The organism is Haematobacter missouriensis (genome assembly GCF_000740775.1).
GTDB lineage: Bacteria > Pseudomonadota > Alphaproteobacteria > Rhodobacterales > Rhodobacteraceae > Haematobacter > Haematobacter missouriensis.
Map to the genome: position 1 here is coordinate 188,773 of NZ_JFGS01000002.1, position 26,246 is coordinate 215,018.

The 26,246-nt window shown below is 63.3% G+C and carries 30 protein-coding genes and 1 riboswitch; of the genes, 18 read left to right on the forward strand and 12 right to left on the reverse strand.

The genetic code is table 11. The features are described from left to right. Positions 1-7 precede the first annotated feature (7 nt). A riboswitch (TPP riboswitch) is annotated at positions 8-106 on the reverse strand. Positions 107-236: 130 nt separating this feature from the next. After that, entirely contained in the window at positions 237-1,091 is an 855-nt protein-coding gene (locus CG51_RS03175; protein WP_051930006.1) for a YihY/virulence factor BrkB family protein, read from the forward strand. 18 nt (positions 1,092-1,109) lie between these two features. Here CG51_RS03175 and CG51_RS03180 read toward each other — a convergent pair whose 3' ends face one another. After that, positions 1,110-1,550: a phage holin family protein gene (locus CG51_RS03180; protein ID WP_035741694.1), complete on the reverse strand. Its 441-nt coding sequence runs from the start codon at positions 1,548-1,550 to the stop codon at positions 1,110-1,112. 2 nt (positions 1,551-1,552) lie between these two features. Continuing rightward, positions 1,553-1,888, reverse strand: coding sequence for an ElaB/YgaM/YqjD family protein (locus CG51_RS03185; protein WP_051930007.1), 336 nt, complete (start codon positions 1,886-1,888; stop codon positions 1,553-1,555). Positions 1,889-2,073: 185 nt separating this feature from the next. On the opposite strand from CG51_RS03185, the gene CG51_RS19390 reads away from it, so the two are divergent. Further along, on the forward strand, positions 2,074-2,244 hold the full coding sequence (locus CG51_RS19390; RefSeq protein ID WP_035741697.1) for a DUF1328 domain-containing protein: 171 nt from the start codon (positions 2,074-2,076) through the stop codon (positions 2,242-2,244). Positions 2,245-2,302: 58 nt separating this feature from the next. Here CG51_RS19390 and CG51_RS03195 read toward each other — a convergent pair whose 3' ends face one another. After that, positions 2,303-3,112, reverse strand: coding sequence for a response regulator (locus CG51_RS03195; RefSeq protein WP_088239022.1), 810 nt, complete (start codon positions 3,110-3,112; stop codon positions 2,303-2,305). 104 nt (positions 3,113-3,216) lie between these two features. On the opposite strand from CG51_RS03195, the gene CG51_RS20345 reads away from it, so the two are divergent. From CG51_RS20345 to CG51_RS03210, 4 genes are read left to right on the forward strand one after another with little or no spacing between them, the layout of a single operon-like run. After that, positions 3,217-3,387, forward strand: coding sequence for a NepR family anti-sigma factor (locus CG51_RS20345; protein WP_158212536.1), 171 nt, complete (start codon positions 3,217-3,219; stop codon positions 3,385-3,387). Then, positions 3,384-3,944 (forward strand): RNA polymerase sigma factor, encoded by a 561-nt coding sequence (locus CG51_RS03200; RefSeq protein WP_035741700.1) that lies wholly within the window; start codon positions 3,384-3,386, stop codon positions 3,942-3,944. Before CG51_RS20345 ends, CG51_RS03200 begins: the two co-directional genes overlap by 4 nt. Before the next feature lie 21 nt (positions 3,945-3,965). Further along, on the forward strand, positions 3,966-5,699 hold the full coding sequence (locus CG51_RS03205) for a sensor histidine kinase (RefSeq protein ID WP_084695008.1): 1,734 nt from the start codon (positions 3,966-3,968) through the stop codon (positions 5,697-5,699). A gap of 58 nt (positions 5,700-5,757) precedes the next feature. Next, positions 5,758-5,958 carry a CsbD family protein gene (locus CG51_RS03210; RefSeq protein WP_035741702.1) on the forward strand — a complete coding sequence of 67 codons (201 nt, stop codon included), beginning with the start codon at positions 5,758-5,760 and terminating at the stop codon, positions 5,956-5,958. A gap of 67 nt (positions 5,959-6,025) precedes the next feature. On the opposite strand, the gene gyrB is transcribed toward CG51_RS03210, so the two are convergent. From gyrB to sfsA, 4 genes are all read right to left on the reverse strand, one after another. Further along, complete coding sequence (gene gyrB, locus CG51_RS03215) at positions 6,026-8,461, reverse strand: DNA topoisomerase (ATP-hydrolyzing) subunit B (RefSeq protein ID WP_035741705.1); 2,436 nt, start codon at positions 8,459-8,461, stop codon at positions 6,026-6,028. Between the two features lie 79 nt (positions 8,462-8,540). Then, positions 8,541-9,161 (reverse strand): LysE family translocator, encoded by a 621-nt coding sequence (locus CG51_RS03220; RefSeq protein WP_035741707.1) that lies wholly within the window; start codon positions 9,159-9,161, stop codon positions 8,541-8,543. A gap of 55 nt (positions 9,162-9,216) precedes the next feature. Beyond that, positions 9,217-10,032: a type I methionyl aminopeptidase gene (map, locus tag CG51_RS03225; protein ID WP_051930032.1), complete on the reverse strand. Its 816-nt coding sequence runs from the start codon at positions 10,030-10,032 to the stop codon at positions 9,217-9,219. A 32-nt stretch (positions 10,033-10,064) separates the two neighbouring features. After that, a complete protein-coding gene (sfsA, locus tag CG51_RS03230) occupies positions 10,065-10,790 on the reverse strand; it encodes a DNA/RNA nuclease SfsA (RefSeq protein WP_035741711.1) in 726 nt (241 codons plus the stop codon). A gap of 65 nt (positions 10,791-10,855) precedes the next feature. Here sfsA and CG51_RS03235 point away from each other — a divergent pair, with 65 nt between their 5' ends. From CG51_RS03235 to CG51_RS03250, 4 genes are read left to right on the forward strand one after another with little or no spacing between them, the layout of a single operon-like run. Next, entirely contained in the window at positions 10,856-11,587 is a 732-nt protein-coding gene (locus CG51_RS03235) for a competence/damage-inducible protein A (protein ID WP_035741713.1), read from the forward strand. Beyond that, positions 11,584-12,294, forward strand: a complete 711-nt coding sequence (locus CG51_RS03240; protein ID WP_051930008.1) for a GNAT family N-acetyltransferase — start codon at positions 11,584-11,586, stop codon at positions 12,292-12,294. The genes CG51_RS03235 and CG51_RS03240 overlap by 4 nt, the downstream gene beginning before the upstream one ends. Then, positions 12,294-12,860 (forward strand): peroxidase-related enzyme, encoded by a 567-nt coding sequence (locus CG51_RS03245; RefSeq protein ID WP_035741716.1) that lies wholly within the window; start codon positions 12,294-12,296, stop codon positions 12,858-12,860. Before CG51_RS03240 ends, CG51_RS03245 begins: the two co-directional genes overlap by 1 nt. Continuing rightward, entirely contained in the window at positions 12,857-13,786 is a 930-nt protein-coding gene (locus CG51_RS03250; protein ID WP_233141241.1) for an OmpA family protein, read from the forward strand. Before CG51_RS03245 ends, CG51_RS03250 begins: the two co-directional genes overlap by 4 nt. 203 nt (positions 13,787-13,989) lie before the next feature. Here the strand turns inward: CG51_RS03250 and CG51_RS03255 are convergent, their stop codons facing one another. Then, positions 13,990-14,886: a LysR family transcriptional regulator gene (locus CG51_RS03255; protein WP_035741717.1), complete on the reverse strand. Its 897-nt coding sequence runs from the start codon at positions 14,884-14,886 to the stop codon at positions 13,990-13,992. Between the two features lie 411 nt (positions 14,887-15,297). On the opposite strand from CG51_RS03255, the gene CG51_RS03260 reads away from it, so the two are divergent. The 3 genes from CG51_RS03260 (at position 15,298) to CG51_RS03270 (ending at position 18,644) form a co-directional block, all read left to right on the forward strand. Continuing rightward, entirely contained in the window at positions 15,298-16,188 is an 891-nt protein-coding gene (locus tag CG51_RS03260) for a CPBP family intramembrane glutamic endopeptidase (protein ID WP_035741719.1), read from the forward strand. Between the two features lie 60 nt (positions 16,189-16,248). Then, the gene (gene accD, locus CG51_RS03265; protein WP_035742093.1) at positions 16,249-17,175 is read left to right on the forward strand and encodes an acetyl-CoA carboxylase, carboxyltransferase subunit beta; all 927 of its coding nucleotides are present in this window, start codon (positions 16,249-16,251) and stop codon (positions 17,173-17,175) included. 230 nt (positions 17,176-17,405) lie between these two features. Beyond that, a complete protein-coding gene (locus CG51_RS03270; RefSeq protein WP_051930033.1) occupies positions 17,406-18,644 on the forward strand; it encodes a bifunctional folylpolyglutamate synthase/dihydrofolate synthase in 1,239 nt (412 codons plus the stop codon). 6 nt (positions 18,645-18,650) lie between these two features. Here CG51_RS03270 and CG51_RS03275 read toward each other — a convergent pair whose 3' ends face one another. Together CG51_RS03275 and CG51_RS03280 are read right to left on the reverse strand one after the other, a co-directional pair. Beyond that, positions 18,651-19,073 carry an ATP-binding protein gene (locus CG51_RS03275; RefSeq protein ID WP_051930009.1) on the reverse strand — a complete coding sequence of 141 codons (423 nt, stop codon included), beginning with the start codon at positions 19,071-19,073 and terminating at the stop codon, positions 18,651-18,653. A 30-nt stretch (positions 19,074-19,103) separates the two neighbouring features. Then, complete coding sequence (locus tag CG51_RS03280; protein WP_035741722.1) at positions 19,104-19,445, reverse strand: STAS domain-containing protein; 342 nt, start codon at positions 19,443-19,445, stop codon at positions 19,104-19,106. 102 nt (positions 19,446-19,547) lie between these two features. Between CG51_RS03280 and CG51_RS03285 the strand changes: the two genes are divergently transcribed. From CG51_RS03285 to CG51_RS03305, 5 genes are all read left to right on the forward strand, one after another. Beyond that, complete coding sequence (locus tag CG51_RS03285) at positions 19,548-20,726, forward strand: thiolase family protein (RefSeq protein ID WP_035741725.1); 1,179 nt, start codon at positions 19,548-19,550, stop codon at positions 20,724-20,726. Next, a complete protein-coding gene (locus CG51_RS03290; protein ID WP_051930010.1) occupies positions 20,726-20,962 on the forward strand; it encodes a GFA family protein in 237 nt (78 codons plus the stop codon). The genes CG51_RS03285 and CG51_RS03290 overlap by 1 nt, the downstream gene beginning before the upstream one ends. A gap of 154 nt (positions 20,963-21,116) precedes the next feature. Beyond that, on the forward strand, positions 21,117-21,482 hold the full coding sequence (locus CG51_RS03295) for a GFA family protein (RefSeq protein ID WP_035741728.1): 366 nt from the start codon (positions 21,117-21,119) through the stop codon (positions 21,480-21,482). A gap of 195 nt (positions 21,483-21,677) precedes the next feature. After that, entirely contained in the window at positions 21,678-22,337 is a 660-nt protein-coding gene (locus CG51_RS03300; RefSeq protein WP_035742098.1) for a pseudouridine synthase, read from the forward strand. Between the two features lie 154 nt (positions 22,338-22,491). After that, positions 22,492-23,145, forward strand: coding sequence for a peroxiredoxin (locus tag CG51_RS03305; protein WP_035741731.1), 654 nt, complete (start codon positions 22,492-22,494; stop codon positions 23,143-23,145). Positions 23,146-23,307: 162 nt separating this feature from the next. Here CG51_RS03305 and CG51_RS03310 read toward each other — a convergent pair whose 3' ends face one another. Both CG51_RS03310 and pnp read right to left on the reverse strand, forming a co-directional pair. After that, positions 23,308-23,907 (reverse strand): L,D-transpeptidase, encoded by a 600-nt coding sequence (locus CG51_RS03310; protein WP_035741733.1) that lies wholly within the window; start codon positions 23,905-23,907, stop codon positions 23,308-23,310. 135 nt (positions 23,908-24,042) lie between these two features. Further along, on the reverse strand, positions 24,043-26,184 hold the full coding sequence (gene pnp, locus CG51_RS03315; RefSeq protein WP_035741735.1) for a polyribonucleotide nucleotidyltransferase: 2,142 nt from the start codon (positions 26,182-26,184) through the stop codon (positions 24,043-24,045). Positions 26,185-26,246 lie beyond the last annotated feature (62 nt).

Here is a 26,246-nt window from a genome sequence, read left to right on the forward strand (position 1 = left end):
TTTTGGGGCAACAGCGTCGGACCTTCCCTCCGCCGGTGCTGACCGGATCAGGTTCTACGGGTTCGCGCGACGCGTCTCAGCCGGATTGGCACCCCGAGGTGAGGTAAATGATAACCCTTTCCCGCAGAAAAGGCAAAGTGCCCTTCCGATCGTGGCAGGACGGGCCTAGAATGCCGCGCCTGCATGAAGGAGACCACAGGCTGTCAAACTCCCCTCCCAAGCGACAGAGCTTCGTGATGGCGATGCTCGACACGATCGACCGGGCGAACCTGTCGCTCGCTGCCGGAGGCGTTGCCTTCTTCACGGTCTTCGCCATGTTTCCAGCGGTCAGTGCGCTTATCTCCGTCTGGGGATCGTGGCAGGATCCTTATGTCATTCAGGAACAACTGGAATATTTTCGGGAGATCGTTCCGCCAGCCGCCTTCGAGATCATCCGCTCGCAGGTGACTTCGCTGGTGGAGACGAATTCAGGCACGCTGGGCTGGGCCACGCTCATCTCGTTTGCCGTAGCGCTGTGGTCGGCCATGGCGGCCATCGACGCGATGGTCAGGGGTCTCAACGCGATCTATCGCAAGCCGAATCCGCACAGCGTGATTGCCTATCTGGTGTCGATCCTGCTCACGTTGACCTTTACCGCGACAGCGCTTGTGGCGCTGACGGTTGCGGTAGTGCTGCCGATATTGCTGACGTTCTTCCACATACCGCTCTTGGAAAACATCGCCTTTAACCTCGCGCATGTTCTCGCCTCCACGGGAATCGTTCTTGGCGGCATATGGCTGCTCTATCGCATCGGGCCGAACTGGCGGGGAAGCAAGCCCGGAAACCTGCTCCCCGGAACGTTGCTGGCCGTGGTTCTCTGGGCCATCGCGTCGCTTGGCTTTACCTATTTCCTGACGAACTTCGGCCGTTACAACGAAATATACGGATCCATTGCGGCTGTGATGATCCTGCTGATGTGGCTTTATCTTTCCGCTTATTCCGTGCTGCTCGGCGCCGCACTCAATGCCGAGGTCCGGCGCCGGCGGCTTTCGAGCGCAAAAGAACACGCCGCGCAGCTCCATCTGGAGACGCGCGGCGCTGATGTTCAATAATGGTCGCGCGTGCCCTTATTACCGGTGACGCGGCGGCGGGGGCGGCGGCGCGCCGTTCCGCGAGCGCAAAGCTGAATCCAGACCGAAGAAGAATGCTTCCATCAACGGCGGAACGACAGACGAGCTAGATGCGAATGCCCGCGCAGGATCACGTGTGCCGGCGCCAGCGCCGCCGGGCGGAGGGGCATCATACGCCCGCACACCCGGCGTTCCCGGATGTGCCGCCCGGTCGCGGTTCCTGCCGATCAGAAGCACGATGATACCCGCCAGAATATAGGCGAGCGCCACGCCGAGCGCCGCTGTCAGCGCATTGCTCTGTCGCTCAATGAACAGCCAGAGTGCCGCTGTCAGGAATGCGATACCGACACAAAAAAGCACACCCGCAACCAGTGAGAAGACGGATTTCCGCGCTGCATCAACGGCAGCTTCCTTCACACCGGCGGTCAGCTGCTCCAGCATGGTCAGCGGCGCGACAGAAGAAGACCGAACAGGAAACCGGCCCCGGCTGCGACGCCAAGCGCGGTTGCCGGGTTTTCGCGCACCATCTGACTCGTCTGATCGCTGAGTTGGTGGGCGCGGTCCTGCATGTCCGCTACCTTCTGCTCGCCACGCTCGCGCAAGGCCTGCGCCTCCGAGCGGGCGGCGTCCGCTACCTGTTGTCCCTTGGCCCGGCCCAGCTGGGCAAGCGTTTCCGTAATGGCCACCATATCGGCCTTTAGGGAATCGAGCTGGCTCGACAACTCGGCCATCGAGGGTTCGGTCACTTCCTGTTCGACTTCCGTTTCAGTACGGGCCATCTGTCAGCTCCTTCGAATGCATTTTTCCAACGATCGACACTACGACCGCGCACTTCGCCAACGCAGAGATACCGCGCGTGGTTCCGCTCGAGAAGTGTCGATAAGAAGGGAACCACAAAGCTCATTTACAGGTTTTAAATGCAATAACGCCGCTCGACGTAAATCTGAAAGGGAAGGAGAATCGTATGCTCTACTGGGCTCTTGTTTTTCTGGTCGTCGCCATAATCGCAGGGGTTTTTGGCTTCGGCGGAATAGCCAGCGCATCTGCGGGCATCGCTCAGATCCTGTTCTTCATATTTCTGGTCCTGTTTATCGTCGCCCTTATCGCGCGGGCCGTCGGCGGTCGCACTCCCTGATGGAAAAGGGCGACGGTGATCCGTCGCCCATCTGAACAGGTCGCGAGAATTGGGAGACCTAGACGCGCATATCCTCGGTGGAGGCGAAGAACATCGCCTGACTGACCGCAGATCTCACCTGCTCCTCCGAATAGGGTTTCGTGATGAGGAAAGCCGGCTCCGGGCGCTCGCCGGTCAGCAGGCGCTGCGGGAAGGCAGTGATGAAGATCACCGGCACATCTCCAAGAATTTGCAGAAGCTCGTTGACCGCATCAATGCCTGATGACCCGTCCGCAAGCTGAATATCCGCAAGGATAAGATCTGGCCGATCCTTCTGACCCAAGGCAACTGCGGCATCACGGGTGCGGGCATTGCCCGTCACGCGGTGGCCCATTCCAGTTACGATCGAATGGATGTCCATCGCGATAATGGCTTCATCCTCGATGATCATGATCTTGCCGAGGACGGATTCTTCCATCTCGTTCAGAGCGGTGGCGAGCAGTTCTTCTGCTTCCGCAGCCGAAATCTGCATGATCTCGGCGATTTCCTCGAAGGAAAATTCCTCGACCGTCCGAAGCAAAAGCGCTTCCCGCGTATTTCTGGTAAGGGTGCCCAAATGGACCTGTGCCCGCCGTTCCAGAACATCGCCCACGGCTTCGGCAATCGGAGCACCAGCGCTCGACCAGATCAGGTGGAAAGCACGGAACAGGGCCACCTTCGGGGAACGCGCACCTTCGAATACGCTGCGATCCTCCAGGATTGCCTCCAGCGTTGCAGCCGCGTAGGCATCCCCGGTTGTCTGGCTACCAGTCAAGGCACGGGCGTAGCGGCGCAGATACGGAAGCTGCTCTCCGATCCGTTGGGCGAGGTCAGCCTGCGTCTTTGTCATGATGTCTCCGAAGATTCTTCCAGTGCAGTTGGAACCAAACGCACTCAGAAGCGTTTTGTTCCTGCGCAACGACTAGAAAATGACGTCAGGATCAAGCCTTCATCATGACAGACAAACCCAAGGAGGCGACTCTTCGTCTCCAGATCGATGAAAACTTGCGAAGAGTGTATCAGGAAAAAGTGGAGGAAGCGATTCCTTCCCGTTTGATGGATTTGCTGAGCAGGCTGAAGGACCAGGATCAGGCAGCGGACTCTGACAACGAGTCCACACTATGAAGGTCGCCCTCGCCGACCCGAGGGACGAACTTGTCCAGCATCTCCCCGCTCTTCGTGCTTTCGCTCTCAGCCTTGCCCGCAATGGCGCGGCGGCAGACGATCTGGTTCAGGATACGATCCTGAAAGCTTGGACCAATATCGACAAGTTCGAGATCGGAACCAATCTCCGCGCCTGGCTCTTTACGATTCTGCGCAACACTTTCTATTCGAGCCGTCGCAAGGTCAGCCGGGAAGTGGCGGACAGCGATGGGCTCCACGCTGCTCGACTGGCACAGAAGCCCGATCATGACGGTCGTCTTGCGCTTGCGGATTTCCGCACGGCCTTCGCCCAGCTTCCCGATGAGCAACGCGAAGCACTTATCCTTGTGGGCGCCTCAGGTTTCTCTTACGAGGAAGCAGCGGCGATGTGCGCCTGTGCTGTCGGCACGATCAAGAGCCGGGCCAATCGCGGCCGCAAGCGGCTGTCCGAGCTTCTGCACCTGCAGGATGGCGAGGAATTCGAGTTGACGGACCGCGCCACGCTGGCGGTGATTTCATCGAAGGCCGCCCACGGCTGAAGCGCTTGAAAAGGATGGGGCATGAAGACCGGGCTCAGGTCGCGGATCCGGTTCATTGACTCGCTGGGCTTTCGCCTTGCCGCCCTGCTGTCCATCGCACTCCTGCCCATCGGCCTTATCGCGGTCGCACAGAGTTCGCGCAGCATCATGGAAAGCCGCCGTATCTCGGATACGGCGCTTCTTGGCCGAACGGCGGAGGCTGCGGCTTCCGAGCGTACCTTGCTGCTGACGACCTTCGGCGCGGCGGAGGCGCTCGGTGACACCGTGCTCGCCGCGTCGGAGCGGCCGGAGCAGTGTTCCGCTCTTCTCCGCTCCTTTGTCGCACAGTCTTCCGTGATCGATTTCGTCGGATATACCAACGAAAAAGGGCTTCAGAACTGCATCTCCGCCGGCACACCAATCGACGTTTCCGAATATGAGCCGTTCCAGACCATGGCGGCACAACAGGAGGTCCTGATACTTGCGTCTGAGGGCAACAGTCGGGTGTCGGTGCCGAGCGTTGATGTCCGCTGGCCGTTGTTCTCCGAAGGACAGTGGCGGGGGTATCTCTATTTCGGCATTCCGAAAAGCAACATCGGATCCATCAGGGACTATTCAGAAGGAGTCCGCCGCCCCACGGTCATCACTTTCAACGCACGCGGCGAAATCCTGACAAGCTCACTGGCGCGGGACGATCTTGAGGGACAGCTGCCGGAAGGGCATCCCCTTACGACCTTCGCGGTGGATACGGAGCAGGTTTTCCGGGGTCGCAACAACCATGGAGAAAACCGGCTCTTCGCCGTGGTCCCGGTGATCCGCGGACAGGTCTTCGCCATCGGTAGCTGGGGGCCGAGAGAGGATCTAGCCGCCATCAGCATTCCGGCTGCCGTCCTCTATCCTTTGTTGATGTGGGCCGTCAGCCTTGTTGTTGCTTATCTGGCGGTTCATCGCCTTGTCATCCGCCACATCCGTGAAATGCGGGGCCAGATGCGCCGCTTCGCGCTCGGACAGCGGGATACAGCTCCCGAAGTGTTGACAGACGCCCCCGCCGAAATTCAGGAGATGAGCCATACGTTCCACAACCTCACCCGCATCCTGATCCGGGACGAGGATGCGCTGGAAGCGTCTCTGAGCGAAAAGACTGTTCTGCTGAAAGAGGTGCACCATCGGGTGAAGAACAATCTTCAGCTCATCGCGTCGATCATGAACATGCAAATCCGTCGGGTGAAGGAGCCCTCTGCCCGCCGCGTGTTGAAGAGTGTTCAGAACAGGGTGATGAGCCTCGCCTCCGTACACCGCAGTCTTTATCAGGCCGAGCAGCTTTCCGCCGCGCGGGTGGACAGGCTGATTTCCGAGATCGTCGATCAGATGGCCACCGTGGCCACGGACGGACATCACCGGATCGATATCCGCAAGGACCTAGCGGAGATCACTCTCTACCCCGATCAGGCTGTGCCGCTTGCCCTGCTGACAACCGAAGCCTTCACCAACGCGCTAAAATATATCGGGAGACCTGCGCAGGGTGATCCGTGGGTGCGCATAGCCCTGTCGCAGCCGGAGCCGGGACTGGCCATATTCTCCGTTGAAAACACACTCGGCACCGAGATTTTCGGAGAGGAGGAGCGGGATGCCCAGGCGGCCAGCACCGGTCTCGGCTCGCAGCTCATCCAGGCTTTCGTCGTGCAGCTGGAGGGAGAGCTTCTTACCGCCGAGGTGGAAGGCGAGTTCTACCGGCTGGCGGTCAGCTTTCCCGTTCAGGCTTTCACGCCCGCCTGACATTTGCGGAACCAGAACCGAGTTCCCGCGTTGATCGTCAGGAAGCAAGGAGATCACGATGAACTGGGACCAGATCGAAGGCAAGTGGACGCAATTCAAGGGCAAAGCCAAGGAAAAATGGGGCGATATCACCGATGACGATCTGGATAAGATCGCCGGTAAACGTGATCAGCTCGTTGGCAAGCTTCAGGAAAAATACGGCTACGCCAAGGATCAGGCTGAAAAGGAAGTGGACGAATTCTCCAGTTCCATGCGCTGACTGCGAGCAGCTTTCATGACAAAGCCCCGGTATACACCGGGGCTTTCCTATTTTTCGCGGTAGAACCTCAGAAGTCGAGATTCTCCACGGAAAGCGCATTCTGCTGAATGAATTCGCGCCGCGGCTCCACCACATCGCCCATGAGCTTGGTGAAGATATCGTCCGCCTCCGCCACATCCTCGATCCGTACCTGAAGGAGCGTCCGGGCCTCCGGATCGAGCGTGGTTTCCCAGAGCTGGTCCGGGTTCATCTCACCCAGCCCCTTGTAGCGCTGCAGGGTAAGCCCTTTCTCGCCTTCTGCTAGAATCGCCTTCAGCAGATCGACGGGACCGTGGATCGGCTGTTCCCGGTCCTTGCGGACGAGCTTTGCGGGGGCGCCATAAACTTCACGGAGTTTTTCCGTCAGGCTGCCGAGACGCCGCGCCTCCGCCGAGCGGAAGACCGGGCCATCGAGCGTCCGCATTTCCTCCACACCTCGCACCAATCGGCTGAACCGCAGACCGTGGTCCTGTGTCGGCCGCCCTTGCCACCCGCGCTCATACTCAACGGAGACGAGATCCAGCCGTTCCGCCACCACATTGGCCACGCCTTGGGCATCCTTGTCCACCGCGCCGGGCAGCATGGCCCCGGCAATGGCAGCCTGCTCAAGAATGTTCTGCGGATAGTGGGTCGGGAAGGTCTGCAGCACGCGCCGCACAGTGCGCGCCTCCTCCACCACACGGGCAAGATCGGCGCCGGCAATCTCGCTCCCGTCGCCCAGCCGCAGGATCGCCCCTTCCACCCCCTGATGGATAAGGTAATCTTCCAGCGCGGCCTGATCCTTCAGATAGACCTCCGACCGGCCCCGCGTGACCTTATAAAGCGGCGGCTGCGCGATATAGAGAAAGCCCCCCTCGATGATCTCAGGCATCTGCCTGAAGAAGAACGTCAGCAGCAGGGTGCGGATGTGGGCGCCATCCACGTCGGCATCCGTCATGATGACGATCTTGTGGTAGCGCAGCTTCGACACGTCGAACTCATCCCGGCCGATCCCGGTGCCGAGTGCAGTAATGAGCGTGCCGATCTCCTGACTGGCGAGCATTCTGTCAAACCGCGCGCGCTCCACGTTCAGAATCTTGCCCCGGAGCGGCAGAACGGCCTGATTGGCGCGGCTGCGCCCCTGTTTGGCGGAACCGCCGGCAGAATCGCCTTCGACGAGGAAGACCTCCGATTTGGAAGGATCCTTCTCCTGACAATCGGCCAGTTTGCCGGGCAGACTCGCCACATCCATCGCCGTCTTGCGCCGGGTAAGCTCGCGGGCCTTGCGGGCTGCTTCACGGGCCAGGGCGGCTTCGATGATCTTGCCGATGATCGTCTTGGCTTCGGCGGGATGCTCCTCGAACCACTCGCCCAGCTTTTCGTTCACCAGCCCCTCGACCGCGGGCCGAACCTCTGACGAGACGAGCTTGTCCTTGGTCTGGCTGGAGAATTTCGGATCGGGAACCTTGACCGACAGCACACATGTCAGCCCTTCGCGCGCATCGTCGCCCGTGAAATCGATCTTTTCGCGTTTGGCGATGCCGCTGTCCTGCGCGTATTTGGTGAGCGTCCGGGTCAGCGCACCGCGGAAGCCCGCAAGGTGCGTGCCGCCATCGCGCTGCGGAATGTTGTTGGTGAAGGGCAGAACGGTTTCATGGTAGCTCTCGTTCCACCACATCGCGACCTCCACCCCGATACCGCCCTTTTCGCCGGTGATGTAGATCGGCTCGGGCATCATCGCGGTCTTGGAGCGGTCGAGATAGCGGACGAATTCCTTGACCCCGCCCTCATAGCACAGCTCCGTGCGCAGTGGCTCCGCCGGACGGTCGTCTTCCAGAATGATGCGAACGCCGGAGTTCAGGAACGCCAGCTCCCGCAGCCGCGCTTCCAGCGTCTTGAAGGAGAATTCGCGATTGGAGAAGGTGCCGTTCGGGTCATCGACCTTGGTGGAGGCCATGAACCGGACCTCCGTCCCTTTCTCGCCCGCCGCGTCGCCCACGACGCGGAGATGCTCCACCGTATCGCCATGTTCGAAACGGGCGTAATGCTCCTTGCCGTTCCGCCAGACGCGCAATTCAAGCCAGTCGGACAGCGCGTTGACGACGGAGACGCCGACGCCATGCAGACCACCCGAAACCTTATAGCTGTTCTGGTCGAACTTCCCGCCCGCGTGAAGCTGGGTCATGATCACCTCGGCGGCGGAAACCCCCTCCTCACGATGGATATCCACCGGAATTCCGCGGCCATTGTCACGCACGGAGACGGAGCCGTCCGCGTGAATCCTTACCCCCACGAAATCGGCATGACCGGCGAGTGCCTCGTCAATGCCGTTGTCCACGACTTCATAGACCATGTGGTGCAGGCCCGAGCCGTCATCCGTGTCGCCGATATACATGCCGGGGCGCTTGCGAACGGCCTCCAAGCCCCTGAGAACCTTGATGGATTCTGCGCCGTATTCTTCGGGCTTCGGAACGGGTTGAGCCATAGGGGAAATACCTTCGACATTGCCCCCGATTTATAGCGGGGGGAGCATGAAATGTCACCCTCGGACACAATATTTGGTGTCAGAGAAATGCGATCGCGCCTCCGACGAGGATGAGCAGACCCCCCGCGATGCGGTTGGTGCGCGCCATCGCCGAGGGCGAGGACAGAACCGCCCGCGCGCGCGAGACGGCGGCAGCGGCGATGAGGTTGCCAGCCAGTGGCACGGCGGCGGAGACGGCCACGATCACCGTCAGATCCGCGGCTCCGGCATGGGACAGATCGAAGAACCCCGGAAGAACAGCCATGTAGAACAGGATCGCCTTCGGATTGCCGAGGATGGCCATCACCCCGGCGGAGAACCCCGACCACAGGCCGGGACGGGCCAGACGGCTGTCACGATCAGGCGGCGCGCCGGCGTTGCGGATCAGCCCCCAGCCGAGCCACAGGAACATCGCCACTGCCACCCAGCGCATTAAGTCGAGCGCCCAAGCGTTGGCGGTGATGAACCAGGCCATGCCGAACGCGGCGACCAGTGGCCACAGCACATCCCCCACGGTCACGCCGAGCGCCAGCGGCCAGGCGGCGGAGAACCCGCCGGAAAGCGCCCGCGCCGTGATGGCCACGAAAACAGGGCCCGGCGTCAGCCAGAGCACGAACAGCGCTCCTGCATAGAGCCAAAGCGCCTCCGCCGTCAGGGTCATGCGAGACTGTCGCGCTGAGCCGCATGATCAGCGGCCAGTCTGGCGGACGCGACCCTCACAGCGAAGGATAGAACCTGTCCGCAGGGGACAGAGTGAAGATCTCGCAGCCTGTCGCCGTCACGCCGACGGCATGCTCGAACTGTGCGGAGAGCGACTTGTCCCGCGTGACCGCCGTCCAGTCATCGGCAAGCACCTTGGTTTCCGGGCGACCGAGATTCACCATCGGTTCGATGGTGAAGAACATCCCCTCTTCCAGCATGGGGCCGGAGCCGGGACGGCCATAGTGCAGCACGTTCGGCGGCGCGTGGAACACCCGCCCGATGCCGTGGCCGCAGAAATCGCGTACGACCGACATGCGCTGACCTTCCACATAGGTCTGAATCGCGTGACCGATATCGCCGAAGGTGTTGCCGGGCTTCACCTGCTCGATGCCGAGCATCAGCGAGTCATGCGTCACGCGGATCAGGCGTTCCGCTTTCCGCGAGGGGGTGCCCGCGACATACATGCGCGAGCTGTCTCCAAACCAGCCGTCCAGAATCACCGTCACGTCGATGTTCAGGATGTCGCCGTCCTTCAGCACCTTTGCACCCGGAATCCCGTGGCAGACCACGTGGTTCACGCTGATGCAGGAGGCGTGCTGATAACCGCGATAACCGATTGTGGCGGAGACCGTACCCTTCTCCGTCACCTTCCGGGTGATGATGTCGTCGATCTCCGCCGTCGTGGCACCGGGATAGACCGCCTCGCCGATCTCATCGAGAATCTCGGCGGCGATACGACCGGCGGCGTACATGCCGGCGAAGTCTTCAGGATCGTGGATTCGGATGCCGTCCTTCGTCAGACGGCCATGGTGGCGATCGTCCACAGGCAGCTCCGTCAATTGTGATGGCCCCTAGATAGTCATTAGCTCCGGGATTTGCCAGAGCCGGGACGCACCGGCACGGCGGGCCCGAGCGTCAATTCTTCCGGGGCGATCCGCGTCGCGTGGGCGATCACCTCCACCCCCGCGACCTGCGCCGCCTCCGCGGCGCGCGCATAGGCCGGGTCGATGTCTCCCGCGACCGCCACCGCGTCGCAGTCGGAACGGCCGAGCAGGTAGAGCAATACGGCCCGGCGCCCCTCTCCAGCCGCCGCAGCAAGCTCCGCCAGATGACGTGCGCCCCGCGCCGTCACAGTGTCGGGAAACTCGCCCAGCCGTCCCTCCCGACGCAGCGTGACGCTCTTGACCTCCACCAGTGCGTCGGGCAGCCCCGCGCCTGTGAGCAGGAAATCCGCACGGCTCGCCTGACCGTAGCGCACCTCGGCGCGGTGGGTGCCATAGGCCGCGAACGCAGGGAGCGCGCCGTTCCGCAATGCCTCTGCCACGATACGGTTGGGTGTGGAGGTGTCGATGTTCACCAACGTCCCATCCGGCAATTCCGTCAGCCGCCAGCCGTAGCGCAGCTTGCGCCGTGGATCGTCGTTCCCCTCCACCCAGATCGGCATCCCGGGCTCTGCCAGACCCGTCATCGCGCCAGGATTGGGACAATGGGCCACATGCTGCGTCCCGTCCTCCAGCAGGATGTCGGCGAGGAAGCGTTTGTAGCGGCGCAGCAGCCGGACCCGGCGGAGAGGGGATTGAAAGCGCATCGTCAGGGTCTATAGCTGTGAAGGGGACGCGACAAGACGACCGGCATTGCCGGCAGGAGGACAGGATGACGAACCCGACAGCCGCAATGCTGGTGATCGGAGACGAGATCCTCTCCGGTCGAACCAAGGACACCAACAGCGGCCATCTTGCCGACGAACTGACGGCACGGGGCATCGACCTGCGGGAAATCCGGGTGATTCCCGACGATAACGCCGCCATCGTGGAGGCGGTGCGCTCGCTTTCCGACAGGTTCGACCATGTTTTCACCTCCGGTGGGATCGGCCCGACGCACGATGACATCACCGCCGATGCGGTGGCCGAAGCCTTCGGCGCAACGATCGGCGTTCGGGCGGATGCACGGGAGATCCTCGCGCGCCACTACGCCCGGCAGGGCACGGAACTGAACGAGGCGCGGCTGCGCATGGCCCGCATCCCGGACGGCGCCACGCTGATCGACAATCCGATCTCCGCGGCGCCGGGGTTCACCATCGGCAATGTGCATGTGATGGCGGGCGTGCCGACGATCTTCGGCGCGATGGTGGCTTCGGTGCTGTCCACCATCGACGGGGGCGCGCCGCTCCTCTCCCAGACCCTCCGCATCGAGCGGGGAGAGGGCGAGGTGGCAACACCGCTCGCCGATCTCGCGCACCGCTATCCAGAGCTCACGATGGGTTCCTATCCGTTCCAGAAGAACGGCGTCTATGGCACGAATATCGTCGTCCGGGGCACCGATCCCGGCCGGATCGGCACGGCGGTGACGGAGCTTGCAAGGCTGTTCCCGGAGGCGATCGCGTGACTTACGGCGAGGTGATGGACGCCACCTGGCCCGCCGAATCGCTGCACCGGGCCGGTGAATGGCTCATCCGTGTGTCCCCCGCGGCGGGGGGCAAGCGCGTGCAGGCGATCACGCCCGCAGAACCCGGCACCCCGGACCCGGAGGAGGCGATCCGCGCCGCCCGCGCCCTTGGCCAACGCCCGATCTTTCGGGTGGAGGCGGAGGATGGCGCGCTGGACAGCCGGCTGGCAGCGGCCGGGCTGACGAAAATCGACCCCGTCATCTACTACACCGCCCCGACGGCCACGGTGGTGGGCGCGGGGCCGAAGCCGGTCACGGGCTTCACCATCTGGGAACCGTTGCAGCTCATGCTCGACATCTGGGCGGATTGCGGCACGTCACCGGAGCGGATCGAGGTGATGCATCGCGTCAGGGGGCCGAAGACCGCCCTTCTCGGCCGATCGAGGGACCGCGCTTCCGGCGTGGGCTTCGTCGCGCTGGCGGGTGATCGGGCGATGGTCCATTCCCTCGCCGTCCTGCCCGACTTCCGCCGCATGGGCGCGGGGCGCAACATGATGCAGCGCGCAGCGCTCTGGTCCATGGAACAGGGCGCGGAGGAGATCTCCCTTGCCGTGGAGGCGGAGAACACCGGTGCGCGAGCGCTATATGATTCGCTCGGCATGCGTGCCGCGGGGGGATACCACTACCGCGTGGGAGGAGACGACTGATGACTGACAGCGCAACCGCACTCGACCTGCCGATGGTCGATCCGCTGCCGGAGGCAACGGCGAAGTATTTCCGCATCTGCGAGGAGAAGCTGGGACTCGTCCCCAATGTGCTGAAGGCCTATGCCTTCGACATCGACAAGCTGAACACCTTCACGGCCCTCTACAATGACCTGATGCTCGCCGACAGCGGGCTGACCAAGCTGGAGCGGGAGATGATCGCCGTGGTGGTGTCGTCTCTCAACCGCTGCTGGTATTGTCAGGTCGCCCACGGCGCGGCGGTGCGGGAGCTGTCCGGCAACCCGGCGCTCGGGGAAGCAATGGTGATGAACTGGCGCGCGGCGGAGCTGAATGCCCGGCAGACGGCGATGCTGACCTTTGCCGAGAAGCTCACCCTCGACAGCGCGCGTGTCGTGGAGGCGGACCGGGAGGCGCTGCGGACCGCGGGTTTCTCCGACCGCGACATCTGGGACATCGGCGCGGTCACGGGCTTCTTCAATATGACCAACCGCGTGGCCTCCGCCAGCGACATGCGTCCCAACGCAGACTACCACGGCATGGCGAGGTGAAGGGGGAGCGCCTGTCACTCCCGCTTCTCGCCCTGCTGATAAGCCCCCTGCCCCTAAGCGCCCTGCCACCGGGCGGCGCGCCGGACCTCGGGCTGCCGCCTGATGCCGTGCTGACAGTGGACAGCCATGTGGCGACGGGCAGCTATGCCCTGCCGACCGGGCCTGCCAATGACTCCCTCCCCGTGCGGACGGTGGAGGGAGAGGTCACGCGGCAGGTCTGGCGCGTGCCGGGGCCCGGTTTTTCCACCCTTGATGCGCTGACGGCGATGGAGGAGCGGCTTTCGGCGGCGGGTTATCGTACAGGCTTCGCCTGCGAGACGCTGGCCTGCGGGGGCTTCGACTTCCGCTATGCCACCGATGTCGCCCCAGAGCCGGATATGCATGTCGATCTGGGGGATTTCCGCTTCGCCGTGGCCGAGGGTCCGACAGGCATCGTCAGCCTGTTCGTCAGTCGGTCGAGCGACAGCGGTTTTGTCCAGATGACCCATGTCTCCCCGCGATCCGCGCGGCCTGCGCCGGAGTCGGTGCCGAAACCGATGCTAACGGAGGCGAGTCCTCAGGGCGATATTGCCGAACGGCTTGCGGCAGGGTTTGCCGTCCCCCTTGAGGACCTGCGATTCGCAAGCGGCGCAGCGGCGCTGGATGGCGGAAACTTCCCCTCCCTCGATGCCCTTGCGGCATGGCTCAGGGAGGACCCGGGGCGGCGCGTGACCCTTGTCGGCCATACTGACAATTCCGGCACGCTGGAGACAAACCGCGCCCTGTCTCTCCGGCGGGCCGAAGCCGTGCGCAATTACCTCACAGGCAAGGGCGTCAGCGCCCGCCAGATCCGGGCGGAAGGCGTGGGCTGGCTGGCTCCGCGCGAAAGCAATGCCACGGAAACCGGCCGCCTTCGCAACAGGCGGGTGGAAGCGGTAGCGGATTAGCAGGCTGCTGAAAGAGGCTTTCAGGTCTGCGTGCTGTGGAAATCACTCGCGATCTGAAGAAGGAAAACTACACATTTCGGGGCATTCTAGAGCCGATTTCCCCGCTTTCCTGAGCACAGACATAACACTCAGACCTCTTTCCGCAGCCTGTTAGGAGAGGCCAGCCACACCCACGCCCACGCCCACGCCCACGCCCACGCCGATCAAACCTGATGCTCCGCAAAGCGATCGCTCAGGAAATCGATGAAGGCGCGCACCTTCGGCTGCGTAAACCTGCCGGGCGGATAGACGGCATGCACGCCGACTGTCTCCATCGGGAGGCTGGGAATCGCTTCCTCCACCAGACCCGCCTTCATCGCGTCCGCGTAAAGAAACCGGGGCAGATAGGCGATGCCGAGACCGGAGATTGCCGCATTCAACAGTGACTGGCCGTCATTCACGGTAAGCCATCCCGTCGTCCGCACCGCGCGGCGCTCCCCCGATGGGGTTATGATCCGCCAGACATTGGCGCTGGCTTCGTTCGAGTAATGCAGCAACCGGTGATCGCTCAAATCCTCCACCCGCTTCGGGTGCCCAAACTGCTCGAAGTAGGCAGGTGCCCCAACCATCCTCCGAGTGGTGTTCAACAGCCGTCGCGCACGAAGCGAGCTGTCCTCCAGCTCCCCCATGCGAATGGCAAGGTCGAACCCCTCCGAGATCAACTCCACGTAGCGGTTGGAGAGGGACATGTTCACCGTCACTTCCGGGCAGTCGCGCAGAAAATCCGCGAGAATCGGTGACAGCAGGCTGACCCCGAAATCGGTATCGACGGAGACGCGCAGCACCCCGGAGGGCGCTGTCTGCATGGATGTGACGAGCGCATCGGCCTCTCCGGCGTCGTTCAGCACACGGCGGGCGCGGTCGTAATAGGCCAGCCCGATCTCCGTGGGGCTGACGCGCCGGGTCGTGCGGTTCAGCAGCCGCGCGCCAAGCCGCGCTTCGAGGGAAGATACATGTTTCGACACGGCCGATTTGGAAATGCCCATCTTGCGCGCCGCATCCGTGAATCCGCCCTGATCCACGACCGTCGCGAAGGCCTCCATCTCTGTCAGTCGATCCATTCCAAATCTCCAAAACTAATCCCCGGACACCGGCCCACACAAGCTATCTCACTGATAAGGAAGAACAATGAGGAGCTGAAAAAAAGAGGTGGGATGTGGGAGGGCGTGCAATCGAAAGAAGAAATAACACAGAATATCTCGCCAAAAAAGTGTCCTTACGCTTGAGCCGTATTTGGAAACGAATCACGCGTTGGGCGCGCGGCCCTAGATTATTCCGAAACAGCAGGGAAGACTTCCCGATCCTCACCGGCGATTCCTTGCCGATTGCCCGTCCAGAGGCTCGCAGGATAGTCTCAGGAAGAAAGCCGTCCGCGTGCCCGAAATTTCAGCTTGTCCAAACCGTCCTGTCCTCTCAAGTCTTTAGCCCAACGCATCCTGTGATCCTGACGGGTATGCCGAAAGCGGTGCCCGATGTCCTATGCCCCCCTCGCCCCATATGTCGCGCCAGCGCGGCGGCGCTCCGCCCTGTGGCGGACGGTGCTCGGCCTTTTGCTGATCTTTGCGGTTTATGCCGCAATTCTCGCGGCGGTTGCCGCCGTGCTCTTCCGACTGACAGGACAGGGACGCTTTCAGCCGCTCGCAGCCGACATTGCACTGGGCGAGACACCCTGGGGCATGATCGCGCTCCTGTGGTCCTTCGCGGCGCTGGCCATCGGCCCGATGATCGCGGTCCGCCTGCTGCACGGACGGAGCGTCCGCTCGCTGTTCGGGCGGGGAGGGACGGTTCTGCGCGACTTCGTGAAGGCCGCGGTAACACTCATCGTAATCTATGCTCTCGGCATGACCGTCACCAGCCTGCTGCCGGGGGAGGAGGGGACGCTGCCCGGCCTCGATCTGCGGCGCTGGTTGAGCTTCCTTCCACTTGCGCTGATCGGGATCGGAATCCAGACCCTGGCGGAGGAGCTGGTGTTCCGCGGCTATCTTCTCCAACAGCTTGCCGCGCGCTTTCGGTCGCCGCTGATCTACCTGCTCCTGCCAAGCATCCTTTTTGCGCTGCTGCATTATGAGCCCGGCCTGATGGGGCCGAATGCGATTTATGTGGTCGCCGCAACGGGGCTTTTCGGGCTGGTGGCCGCCGACCTGACAGCGCGGACCGGGTCCATCGGCGCGGCCTGGGGGCTGCATTTCGCCAACAATGCCGCTGCGCTGCTCTTCGTCTCCTCCGGCGGGGCGCTGCAGGGTCTGGCGCTTCGCATCTCCACCGTCGCGCCGGAGACGGACGGTTTCGTCGCGATGATCGTCATCGACGCTGTGATGCTGGCCATCGTCTGGCGTCTGTGCCGCCTCGTGCTGAGGCGCTGATTGCATTTCGGGCCCGCGCGGCTTATCTCAGTCGCGACCGAAAGAGGGCCCTCTGCGCGCATGAACTGGATTTCAAACTACGTCCGCCCGAAGATCAACTCGCTCTTCTCCCGCCGGGAAGTGCCTGAGAACCTGTGGACGAAGTGCCCCGAATGCGGAACGATGATCTTCCACCGGGAGTTGACGGACAATCTGAATGTCTGCCCCAACTGCGGCCATCACATGCAGATCAGCCCGCGGGACCGCTTCCGCGCGCTCTTCGATGGCGGGATCTTCACAGAGGTTAAGGTGCCGGAGCCGATGGTCGATCCGCTCCACTTCCGTGACCAGAAGAAATATCCCGACCGCCTGAAAGCCGCTCAGAAAACCACCGGCGAGAAGGAGGCGATGCTCGTCGCCGAAGGCGAGATGGGGCGGACCCCGATCATTGCCGCTGCACAGGACTTTTCCTTCATGGGCGGGTCCATGGGCATGTATGTCGGCAACGCGATCATCGCCGCGGCGGAGCGCGCCGTGGAGCTTGGACGGCCGCTCGTGCTCTTTTCCGCTGCGGGCGGGGCACGAATGCAGGAGGGGATCCTTTCCCTGATGCAAATGCCGCGCACCACGGTCGCCGTCGAGATGGTGAAGGAAGCGGGCCTGCCCTATATCGTCGTTCTCACGCATCCGACCACCGGCGGCGTGACGGCGAGCTATGCCATGCTGGGCGATGTGCAGATCGCAGAGCCGAATGCGCTCATCTGCTTTGCGGGACCGCGCGTGATCGAGCAGACGATTCGCGAGAAGCTGCCCGAAGGTTTCCAGCGGGCGGAATACCTTCTGGATCACGGCATGCTGGACCGCGTTACGCCCCGCAAGGACCTCAAGGATGAGCTGACCGCGATCATCCGCCTGCTGATGAGCCAGCCGCAGGCCGTGAAGGCGGAGCTTCCCCCCCCCGCTGAAGACGCGGAAGCCGAGCCTCTTCACGTGGACACAACTCCGTGAGCGAGACGCCTGCCGGTGGCAAATCCCACGACCGCAAGGGAGATGGGCCGGTGACCGGCATGTCCGCTCAGGAGGGGGCGGGCAAAGGGCCGCACTCTCCTGACACGGCTCAGCCCGGCGCGCTGCCGCAGGACGGGCCTGTACCGGCAAGCGCGGGGCAGGATGGATCCGCCAAAGGCGCTGCCTCGCCGCTTGAGGGGGCGGCCGGAAGCGACGAGATTCTCGACCGCATGATGCGGCTGCACCCCAAGGTCATCGATCTCACGCTCGACCGTATCGGGGAATTGCTGAGCCGGCTTGGCCATCCCGAACATGCCCTGCCCCCGGTGATCCATATCGCCGGGACCAACGGCAAAGGTTCCACGCAGGCCATGATTCGGGCTGGTCTGGAGGCGGAAGGCAAGCGGGTCCACGCCTATACATCCCCCCATCTCGTCCGATTTAACGAACGCATCCGGCTGGCCGGAGAGTTGATCGATGAAGGCGATCTCATGCGCCTTCTGGACGAATGTGACCGGGTGAACGCCGGGGCCCCGATCACTTTCTTCGAAATTACCACGGCGGCGGCCTTCCTCGCCTTTTCCCGCGTTCCGGCCGACTATCTGCTGCTGGAGGTTGGGCTGGGCGGGCGTTTCGATGCGACCAACGTGATCGACCACCCTGCCCTTACCATCATCACGCCGGTGTCCTTCGACCATGAGCAGTATCTGGGTGACACGCTGGGGCAGATCGCCTTCGAAAAGGCGGGAATCCTGAAACCAGGTGTCACCGGGATCATAGGGCCGCAACCTCTCGAAGCGCGTGAGGCGATCACGGCACGGGCAGAGGCGATCGGCGCGCCGCTCCTCCTCTCCGGGCAGGATTGGCAGGTCTGGGAGGAGCGGGGACGCCTCGCCTATCTGGATCAGCGCGGCCTGCTCGATCTGCCGCTGCCCAATCTTCCCGGTCCGCATCAGGTTGAAAACGCAGGCGCTGCTCTCGCCGCGCTCCGGTCGCTCGGCATAGGCGAAGCGGGGACGGAGGCCGCGGTCACGCGCGCCGTCTGGCCGGCGCGGATGCAGCGTCTTCGCCGGGGTCCGCTCGTGGAAGCTGCGCCCGCCGCGGATATCTGGCTCGACGGGGGGCACAACCCGGCTGGCGGACAAGCGCTGGCGGCGACGCTCGCCCGGATGCCGGAACGCCGGACCCATCTTGTCTGCGGTATGCTGAACACAAAAGATATCACCGGCTATCTCGTCCCCTTGGCTGCGAGGGCAGAGGATCTGCGCGCCGTCAGCATTCCCAACGCGCCCGCGACGCTGCCCGCCGAAGAAACCGCTGGCGCGGCGCGGGCAGCCGGTCTGAACGCCCATGTCTGCAAGAGCGTTCTGGCGGCGGTCGAGGAAATTGCGAACAGCGATCCTGACTCGCGCATTTTGATCTGCGGCTCCCTGTATCTCGCGGGAGAGGTGCTGCGCGACAACGGCTGACACCTGTCATTCGCCCAGCACCACTTCAAAACGCGTCAGGTTGGTTCGGGCGCTGCGCCGGTAATCCAGGTGCTCGGCCATGGAACGGATGAGAAACCAGCCGTAGCCCCCTTCCGGCGGCGAACCGCTTTCCGGCAGCATCCCGTCGGGTAATGCGCCCCCCGGCATGACCCCGCCCCTGTCGCTCACAGTGAAGCAGGCGCGGTCATCCCCGCAGCGCATCCGGATCGCAATCGGGCCGTCGTCCCCTGCATAGCCGTGTTCAACGATGTTGTTCAGGATTTCGGCCAGGGCGATCTCCGCCCTTGCCAAGCCTTCGTCGGAAGTGCCGCGCAGGCGGAGCACGCCGATAATCCGGGTCAGCGCTCCGCGCACCGCCATCGGGTCGGCGGGAATAAGCAGGCGCATCTGGTCCTGCCCGTCCGCCATGTTACTCCTCTCTACGCGGCCCATGTGCCGTCAGGAGGCGAGGGGCAACGGCCCCGCCTCATCCAGCGGCGGGTGGATCGGGAAGATCCTGTCCATCCGGGTGAGCGTCAGAACCTTGGCCACCGTGGGGGTCAACCCAGCAAGTTCCAGCCGCCGCTCCGGTTGAAGCAGCTTCATCACCGCCACCAGCGCGCCAAGGCCGGAGCTGTCGAGAAAGGTAACCTCCGCCATATTGAGAATCACGCGATCTGCAGGCTCCGCGGTGAGTTGGCGCATCCGTTCCTTGAAGGCGATGGCCGAGGCCGCGTCGATCCGGCTCTCCTCAACCCGGACGAAAAGAAGGCCGTCTGTCAGACTGGCGGAAAGCTGCATGTCAAATACCTCTTAAAAACCGGCGAGTCGCACCCGCATGTGGAAATGCTGGCAGCAAAGAGTTACTTTTGCGTAAACTCTCCGCACGCTCAGGAGCACAGAATGAGAGACGTTGTTATCGCCGGCGCCGCCCGGACCCCAATGGCCGGTTTTCAGGGCGCTTTTGCCGAGTTGGACGCCCCCACCCTAGGGGGCGCGGCGATAGAAGCCGCGCTGAAAGATGCGGGAATCTCTACCGCCCGCGTTGAAGAGCTGGTGATGGGCAACGTCCTCTCCGCCGGTCAAGGGCAGGCTCCCGCGCGGCAGGCGGGTTTCAAGGCAGGTCTGGGCGAGGAGGTTCCGGCCACCACACTGAACAAGATGTGCGGCTCCGGCATGAAGGCACTGATGATCGCCGCAGATCAGGTGGCGCTTGGCCAGACGGGGCTGATGGTCGCGGGCGGGATGGAAAGCATGACCAATGCTCCCTACCTGCTGCCGAAGATGCGCGGCGGCGCGCGGATGGGGCATCAGCAGGTCATAGACCACATGTTCCTCGACGGGCTGGAGGATGCCTACGACAAGGGTCGGCTCATGGGCACCTTCGCGGAGGATTGCGCCGAAGCCTTCCAGTTCACCCGCGAGGCGCAGGATGAATTCGCGCTCGGCTCGCTGAGCAATGCGCTGGAGGCGCAGAAATCCAATGCCTTCCGTCGGGAGATCGCGCCGGTTACCGTCACCACCCGCAAGGGACAGGTCACGATCAGCGAAGATGAACAGCCCGGCAACGCCCGACCCGAAAAGATCCCCACGCAGAAACCCGCCTTCCGCAAGGACGGTACCGTGACGGCTGCGAACTCCTCTTCCATCTCCGACGGCGCGGCGGCTCTGATCGTGGCCAGCGGCGATGTGGCGGCGTCGGAGGGCCTGCCCATTCGGGCCCGGATCCTCGGACATGCTTCCCACGCGCAGGCACCGGGCTGGTTTGCCACCGCCCCGGTCCCCGCCGCGAAGAAGCTGCTCGACCGGCTGGGCTGGTCGGTCGAGGATGTCGATCTGTGGGAGGTGAACGAAGCCTTTGCCGTCGTTCCCATGGCGTTCATGCAGGAGATGAACATCCCGCGCGACAAGGTGAATGTGAACGGCGGGGCCTGCGCGCTCGGCCATCCGATCGGGGCTTCGGGAGCAAGGATCGTCGTCACGCTGCTGAACGCGCTAGAGACGCGCGGATTGAAGCGGGGCATCGCGGCGATCTGCATCGGCGGCGGGGAAGGCACGGCCATCGCCATCGAACGGCCCTGATGAACGGGCGCTGCCTCTGCGGGCATGTCTCCTTCACTTCGCGGGAGACGCCCGAGGGTGTCGTGATCTGCCGCTGTGCCGATTGCCGGCGGTGGTCAGGCAATGCCTGGGCCTCCGTCTCGGTGCCGCTGGAGGCGCTCGAGGTGCGGGGCACACCGGTGTGGTATCGCTCTTCCGTCCACGCCGCCGCGGGTTTTGCGGCGGCTGCGGCGCGTCGCTGTTCTGGCAAGCCGTGACCGAAGAAACGGCGGACGGCAAGATGCCAGGCGGTGAGAGAATCGCCGTCTCGGCGGGCGCGCTGGACTTGCCCACGGGGCTGTCGGTCCTGCGGGAGGAAGGCGGGCCCGCCGACTTTCAGCAGACAGACACCTCCCCACGGAGCCGCGACGGCTGACCGGCCGCTGTCTCTGCGGCGGCGTCACCGGGCGGCTCGCGGGGCCAGCGGGCGCGGTGGAGGCCTGCCATTGCAGCCAATGCCGCCGGATGACTGGGCACCACAGCGCCTCCTTGGGACCGGTGACGGAGTTTGTGACGAGGGCGCACACGCTCCGATGCCGCGCCACCGGGGCGGGCCGCTGGACGTTCTGCGGCACCTGCGGCTCCACCATCGGGTTTCGCCGGGGAGAGGACATATGGGTGGATGCGGGCTTCATCGACCCGCCCACGGGCGGGAGGCTCACTGCGCATATCTTCACCGCCTTCAAGGGAGACTATTACGAGATCACGGACGGGTTGCCGCAGGCTGCGGAGCGCTAGCAGGCGAACGAAAAGCCGTTAGGGCGCCACGAGGGGGAGTCTCCCGATTGCCAGAGATCGGCCCCGAAACCGCAGGTTCTGGCCTCGTGTCCGGGACGATTTCCGGTCTTTCAGCGTAAGCCCTGCCGATGCCCGCCTTTTCCGCAGCCTGCCAGGGTTGGAACGGTGGCTTGGATGGCTTACATCCGCTCCGCCATGACCGACCATTACGCCCCTCCAGACACCCCGCTCAGCATCCTGCACCACGACCATGAGATCCTGATGGTGGACAAGCCCTCCGGCCTGCTTTCCGTGCCCGGCAAGGGGGAGCATCTGGCCGACTGCCTCATCTCCCGCCTGCAGGGGTTGTTCCCCGAGGTCCTGCTGGTGCATCGGCTGGACCGGGACACCTCCGGCGTCATGGTCTTTGCCCTTACCCCGCATGCGCAGCGTCATCTGGGGCTGCAATTCGAGAAGCGGATGACCAAAAAGGTCTATCTCGCCCGTGTCGCCGGGCATGTGGAGCCGCGTCATGGTACCGTGGACCTGCCGCTCACCGTGGACTGGCCGAACCGCCCGCTCCAGAAAGTGGATTTCGAGACGGGTCGGGAAGCGGTGACAGACTGGCGTGTCGTCCGCCACGAAACAGGGCAGGAAGGGGCAACGACGCGGATGCGCCTCATGCCGAAAACCGGGCGGAGCCATCAACTCCGCGTACATATGCGGGAACTTGGCCATCCAATCCTCGGCGACAGCCTTTATGCGACAGGCGACGCCCGGAATGCGCCCCGACTGATGCTCCATGCCGAAAGTCTGCGCTTCCGTCATCCCGATGGCGGCAAGAGCCTGTCCTTCTCCGCTCCGGCACCATTCTGAAACAGGCGTTCCAAAACCGGGGAAAGGCAGGGAAAGCGTTTGGCGCTGCCCGATCGCGGTGGAATGCAGTACCTTTCCTCACCCGCCCGCTGACACCGGGCGAGAAGCTGCCTATTCTCCTAGGCAGCCGGCACGCAGCCTGAAAGGATGGACCATGTCGCTTCGCATCAACGATATCGCCCCTGATTTCACCGCCCAGTCCACGGAAGGGGAGATTCGCTTTCACGACTGGATCGGTGACGACTACGCCATCATCTTTTCCCATCCGAAGGACTTCACTCCGGTCTGCACCACGGAATTCGCCGCCGTGGCGAACCTTCAGGACGAATTCGCCAAACGGGGCACAAAGGTGATCGGCGTATCGGTGGACCCGCTGGACAGTCACCAGAAGTGGAAAGCCGACATCGCCCAGTACGGCGGAACAGAAGTGTCATTCCCGCTGATCGCCGACCCGGACCTTACGGTGGCCAAGCTCTACGACATGATCCCCGCGGAGACCGTGCTGCCGGACGGGCGCACGCCTGCCCATACGGCGACAGTGCGCTCCACCTTCTTCATAGGGCCTGACAAGAGAATCCGTGCGGCGATCATCTATCCGATGACCGTGGGGCGGAACTTTCAGGAAGTACTCCGGGTGCTCGACGCGCTGCGCCTGACGGATGGGGTGCCGCTGGCCACGCCCGCCGACTGGAAACAGGGCGATGACGTGATCGTGGCACTGTCGCTCGACGATGCGCAGGCCAAGGAGAAATACGGCGATCTGAATATCCAGCTCCCCTATATCCGCAAGGCCAAACAGCCCGCGTAGACCCGCAGACCAAACCTGTCAGCCAAGGCGAGCGGACCGCCCGCCGAGGAGAGAGCAGGGCGGCCGAAAGCCCCCTCGGCGCGGACGGATCGGCACCTTCAAGCGCAAAAGCAGGCAACCCCAACGCGGCTGCCTGCCCCCCTCTCCGCCCCAGCATTTCCGTCATACGACGGGAACGATGTCCTTCGGATACAGCACGACGGGCGCACCCACGGGGACGAGGTTGTAAAGCTCCTCGATATGCTCGTTCATCAAACGCACACAGCCGTTGGAGACAGCCGTCCCCACGGTCCAAGGATCGGGTGTGCCGTGGATTCGCAGCATCGTATCCCCCGCGTTCGGCGCGAAAAGATAAAGCGCACGCGCACCCAGCGGGTTCGTCGGCCCCCCCGGCATCGGCTCCTCCGCCCATTTGGCATAAGCGGTGGGATTGCGCTCCACCATCTCGGCCGTGGGCTTCCAAGTCGGCCATTCCTTCTTGGCGCCAACCCAGAAATTGCCGGATTCGTAAAGATCGCCCTTGCCGATGCCGACCCGGTAGCGCCGGGCGCTTTGCCCCCCGAAGGTAAGGTACAGCGCGAAATCGCTGGGAACGACATGTACCTGCCCCGCGGAATAGCTGTTGTTCAGCAAAACCATCTGCGGTGTCCAGTCGGCGGGCATCGTCCACCCGGTCCGCGCCTCGGCGCGCTGCATCAGCGAGGCCGCCGAAACCGTTGCAAGACCTGTAAAAATGAAGCCACGGCGGGAAAATCTGGGCATGTCGAACTCCGTTCCATCTACCCTATCAAAAACATTATATAAATTCCGGTTCCCTGATCTCACCCCAAAGTCACGTCGTCGGGAACAAAAAAACCCCGGCCGTTACCGGCCGGGGCAATAACGAGCGAGAATGCCTTACTCGGCGTTCTGCTTTTCCTTCTGTTCGGTGATTTCCTCACCGGTTTCCTGATCGACCATCTTCATGCCGAGCCGGACCTTGCCGCGATCGTCGAAGCCGAGCAGCTTGACCTTCACTTCCTGGCCTTCCTTCAGCACTTCGTTCGGATGGTTCAGACGCTTGTTGGCGATCTGAGAGACGTGGACCAGCCCGTCCCGCTTGCCGAAGAAGTTCACGAAGGCGCCGAAATCGACAAGCTTCACGACCTTACCGGTATAGACCTTGCCCTCTTCCGGCTCCGCCACGATCGACCAGATCATGTCATAGGCCCGCTTGATCGCTTCGGCGTCGCTGGACGCGATCTTGATCACGCCGTCGTCGTTGATATCGACCTTGGCGCCGGAGGTTTCGACGATCTCGCGGATGACCTTGCCGCCGGAGCCGATCACTTCACGGATCTTGTCGGTCGGGATGGTCAGCGTCTCGATCTTCGGTGCGTATTCGGAGAAGCCCTGCGGCGCGGAAAGCGCCCGGTTCATCTCTCCGAGGATGTGAAGACGGCCATCCTTCGCCTGCGCCAGAGCCTGCTCCATGATCGCCGGGGTGATACCCGCGACCTTGATATCCATCTGGAGCGAGGTGATCCCGGCTTCGGTGCCCGCCACCTTGAAGTCCATGTCGCCGAGGTGATCCTCGTCGCCCAGGATGTCGGTCAGCACCGCCCACTTGCCGTCATCCTCAAGGATGAGGCCCATGGCCACGCCGGCAACCGGCGCCTTCAGCGGCACACCCGCATCCATCATCGACAGCGAGCCGCCGCAGACGGACGCCATGGAGGACGACCCGTTGGATTCGGTGATCTCGGAGACGACGCGGATCGTGTAGGGGAAGTCCGTCGGCGCGGGCAGCACGGCCTGAAGGGCGCGCCAGGCAAGTTTCCCGTGGCCGATCTCACGACGGCCGGGGGAGCCGACGCGACCCACTTCGCCGACCGAATAGGGCGGGAAGTTGTAGTGCAGCAGGAAGTTCGACCGCGAATTGCCGGTCAGCGCGTCGATGATCTGCTCATCCTCGCCGGTGCCGAGCGTGGTCACGACCAGCGCCTGCGTCTCGCCGCGCGTGAACAGAGCGGAGCCGTGGGTGCGCGGCAGGATGCCGACTTCGGAGACGATGGGACGCACGGTCTTGTTGTCGCGCCCGTCGATCCGCGGCCCGCCGGAGATGATGTCACCGCGCAGGATGGAGGATTCGAGCTTCTTGAAGGAGGAGCCGAGGTTCGGATCCGCCAGTTCGTCCACCGAGAGCGTGGCTTCGACGGCGTCCCGGGCGGCTTCGATGGCGGACTGGCGCTGCTGCTTGTCCTTGATGGCGAAGGCGGCGCGCATCTTGGTCTCGCCTGCCTTCTTCACCTTCGCATAGAGCGCCGAATAATCGGCGGGTTTGAAGTCGAAGGGCTCTTTTGCGGCATCTTCGGCAAGGTCGATGATCAGGTCGATCACCGGCTGCATTGCCTCATGGCCGAACTTCACCGCGCCCAGCATCTCTTCTTCGGTCAGCTCATAGGCTTCCGATTCGACCATCATCACGGCGTTCTTGGTACCCGCGACGACAAGGTCGAGACGCTGCTCCGGGTTCGCGCGGAGCTTCTGCATATCCTCTACCGGCGGGTTCAGACGGTATTCACCGCCCGAGAACCCGACGCGCGCCGCCCCGATCGGACCCATGAAGGGCACACCGGAAATGGTAAGCGCCGCAGAGGCCGCGATCATCGCCACGATGTCGGGATCGTTGACGAGGTCATGGGACAGCACGGTGGCCATCACCAGAACCTCGTTCTTGAAGCCCGGCACGAAAAGCGGCCGCGTCGGACGGTCGATCAGGCGGGAGACAAGCGTCTCCTTCTCCGAAGGACGCGCCTCGCGCTTGAAGAACCCGCCGGGGATCTTGCCCGCGGCGTAGTACTTTTCCTGATAGTGAACGGTGAGCGGGAAGAAGTCCTGACCGGGCTTCGGCTGCTTGGCGAAGGTCACGTTGGCCATGACGCTCGTCTCGCCCAGCGTGGCGATCACGGAACCATCCGCCTGGCGAGCGACGTGGCCCGTCTCGAGGGTCAGCGTCTCGCCGCCCCATTCGATGGATTTCCTGGTAATATTGAACATGTCGTATCCTTTTCGCCGGAGGACCCTCCCCCGGCCGTTACGCGTACGGGCCGCATGCCCGT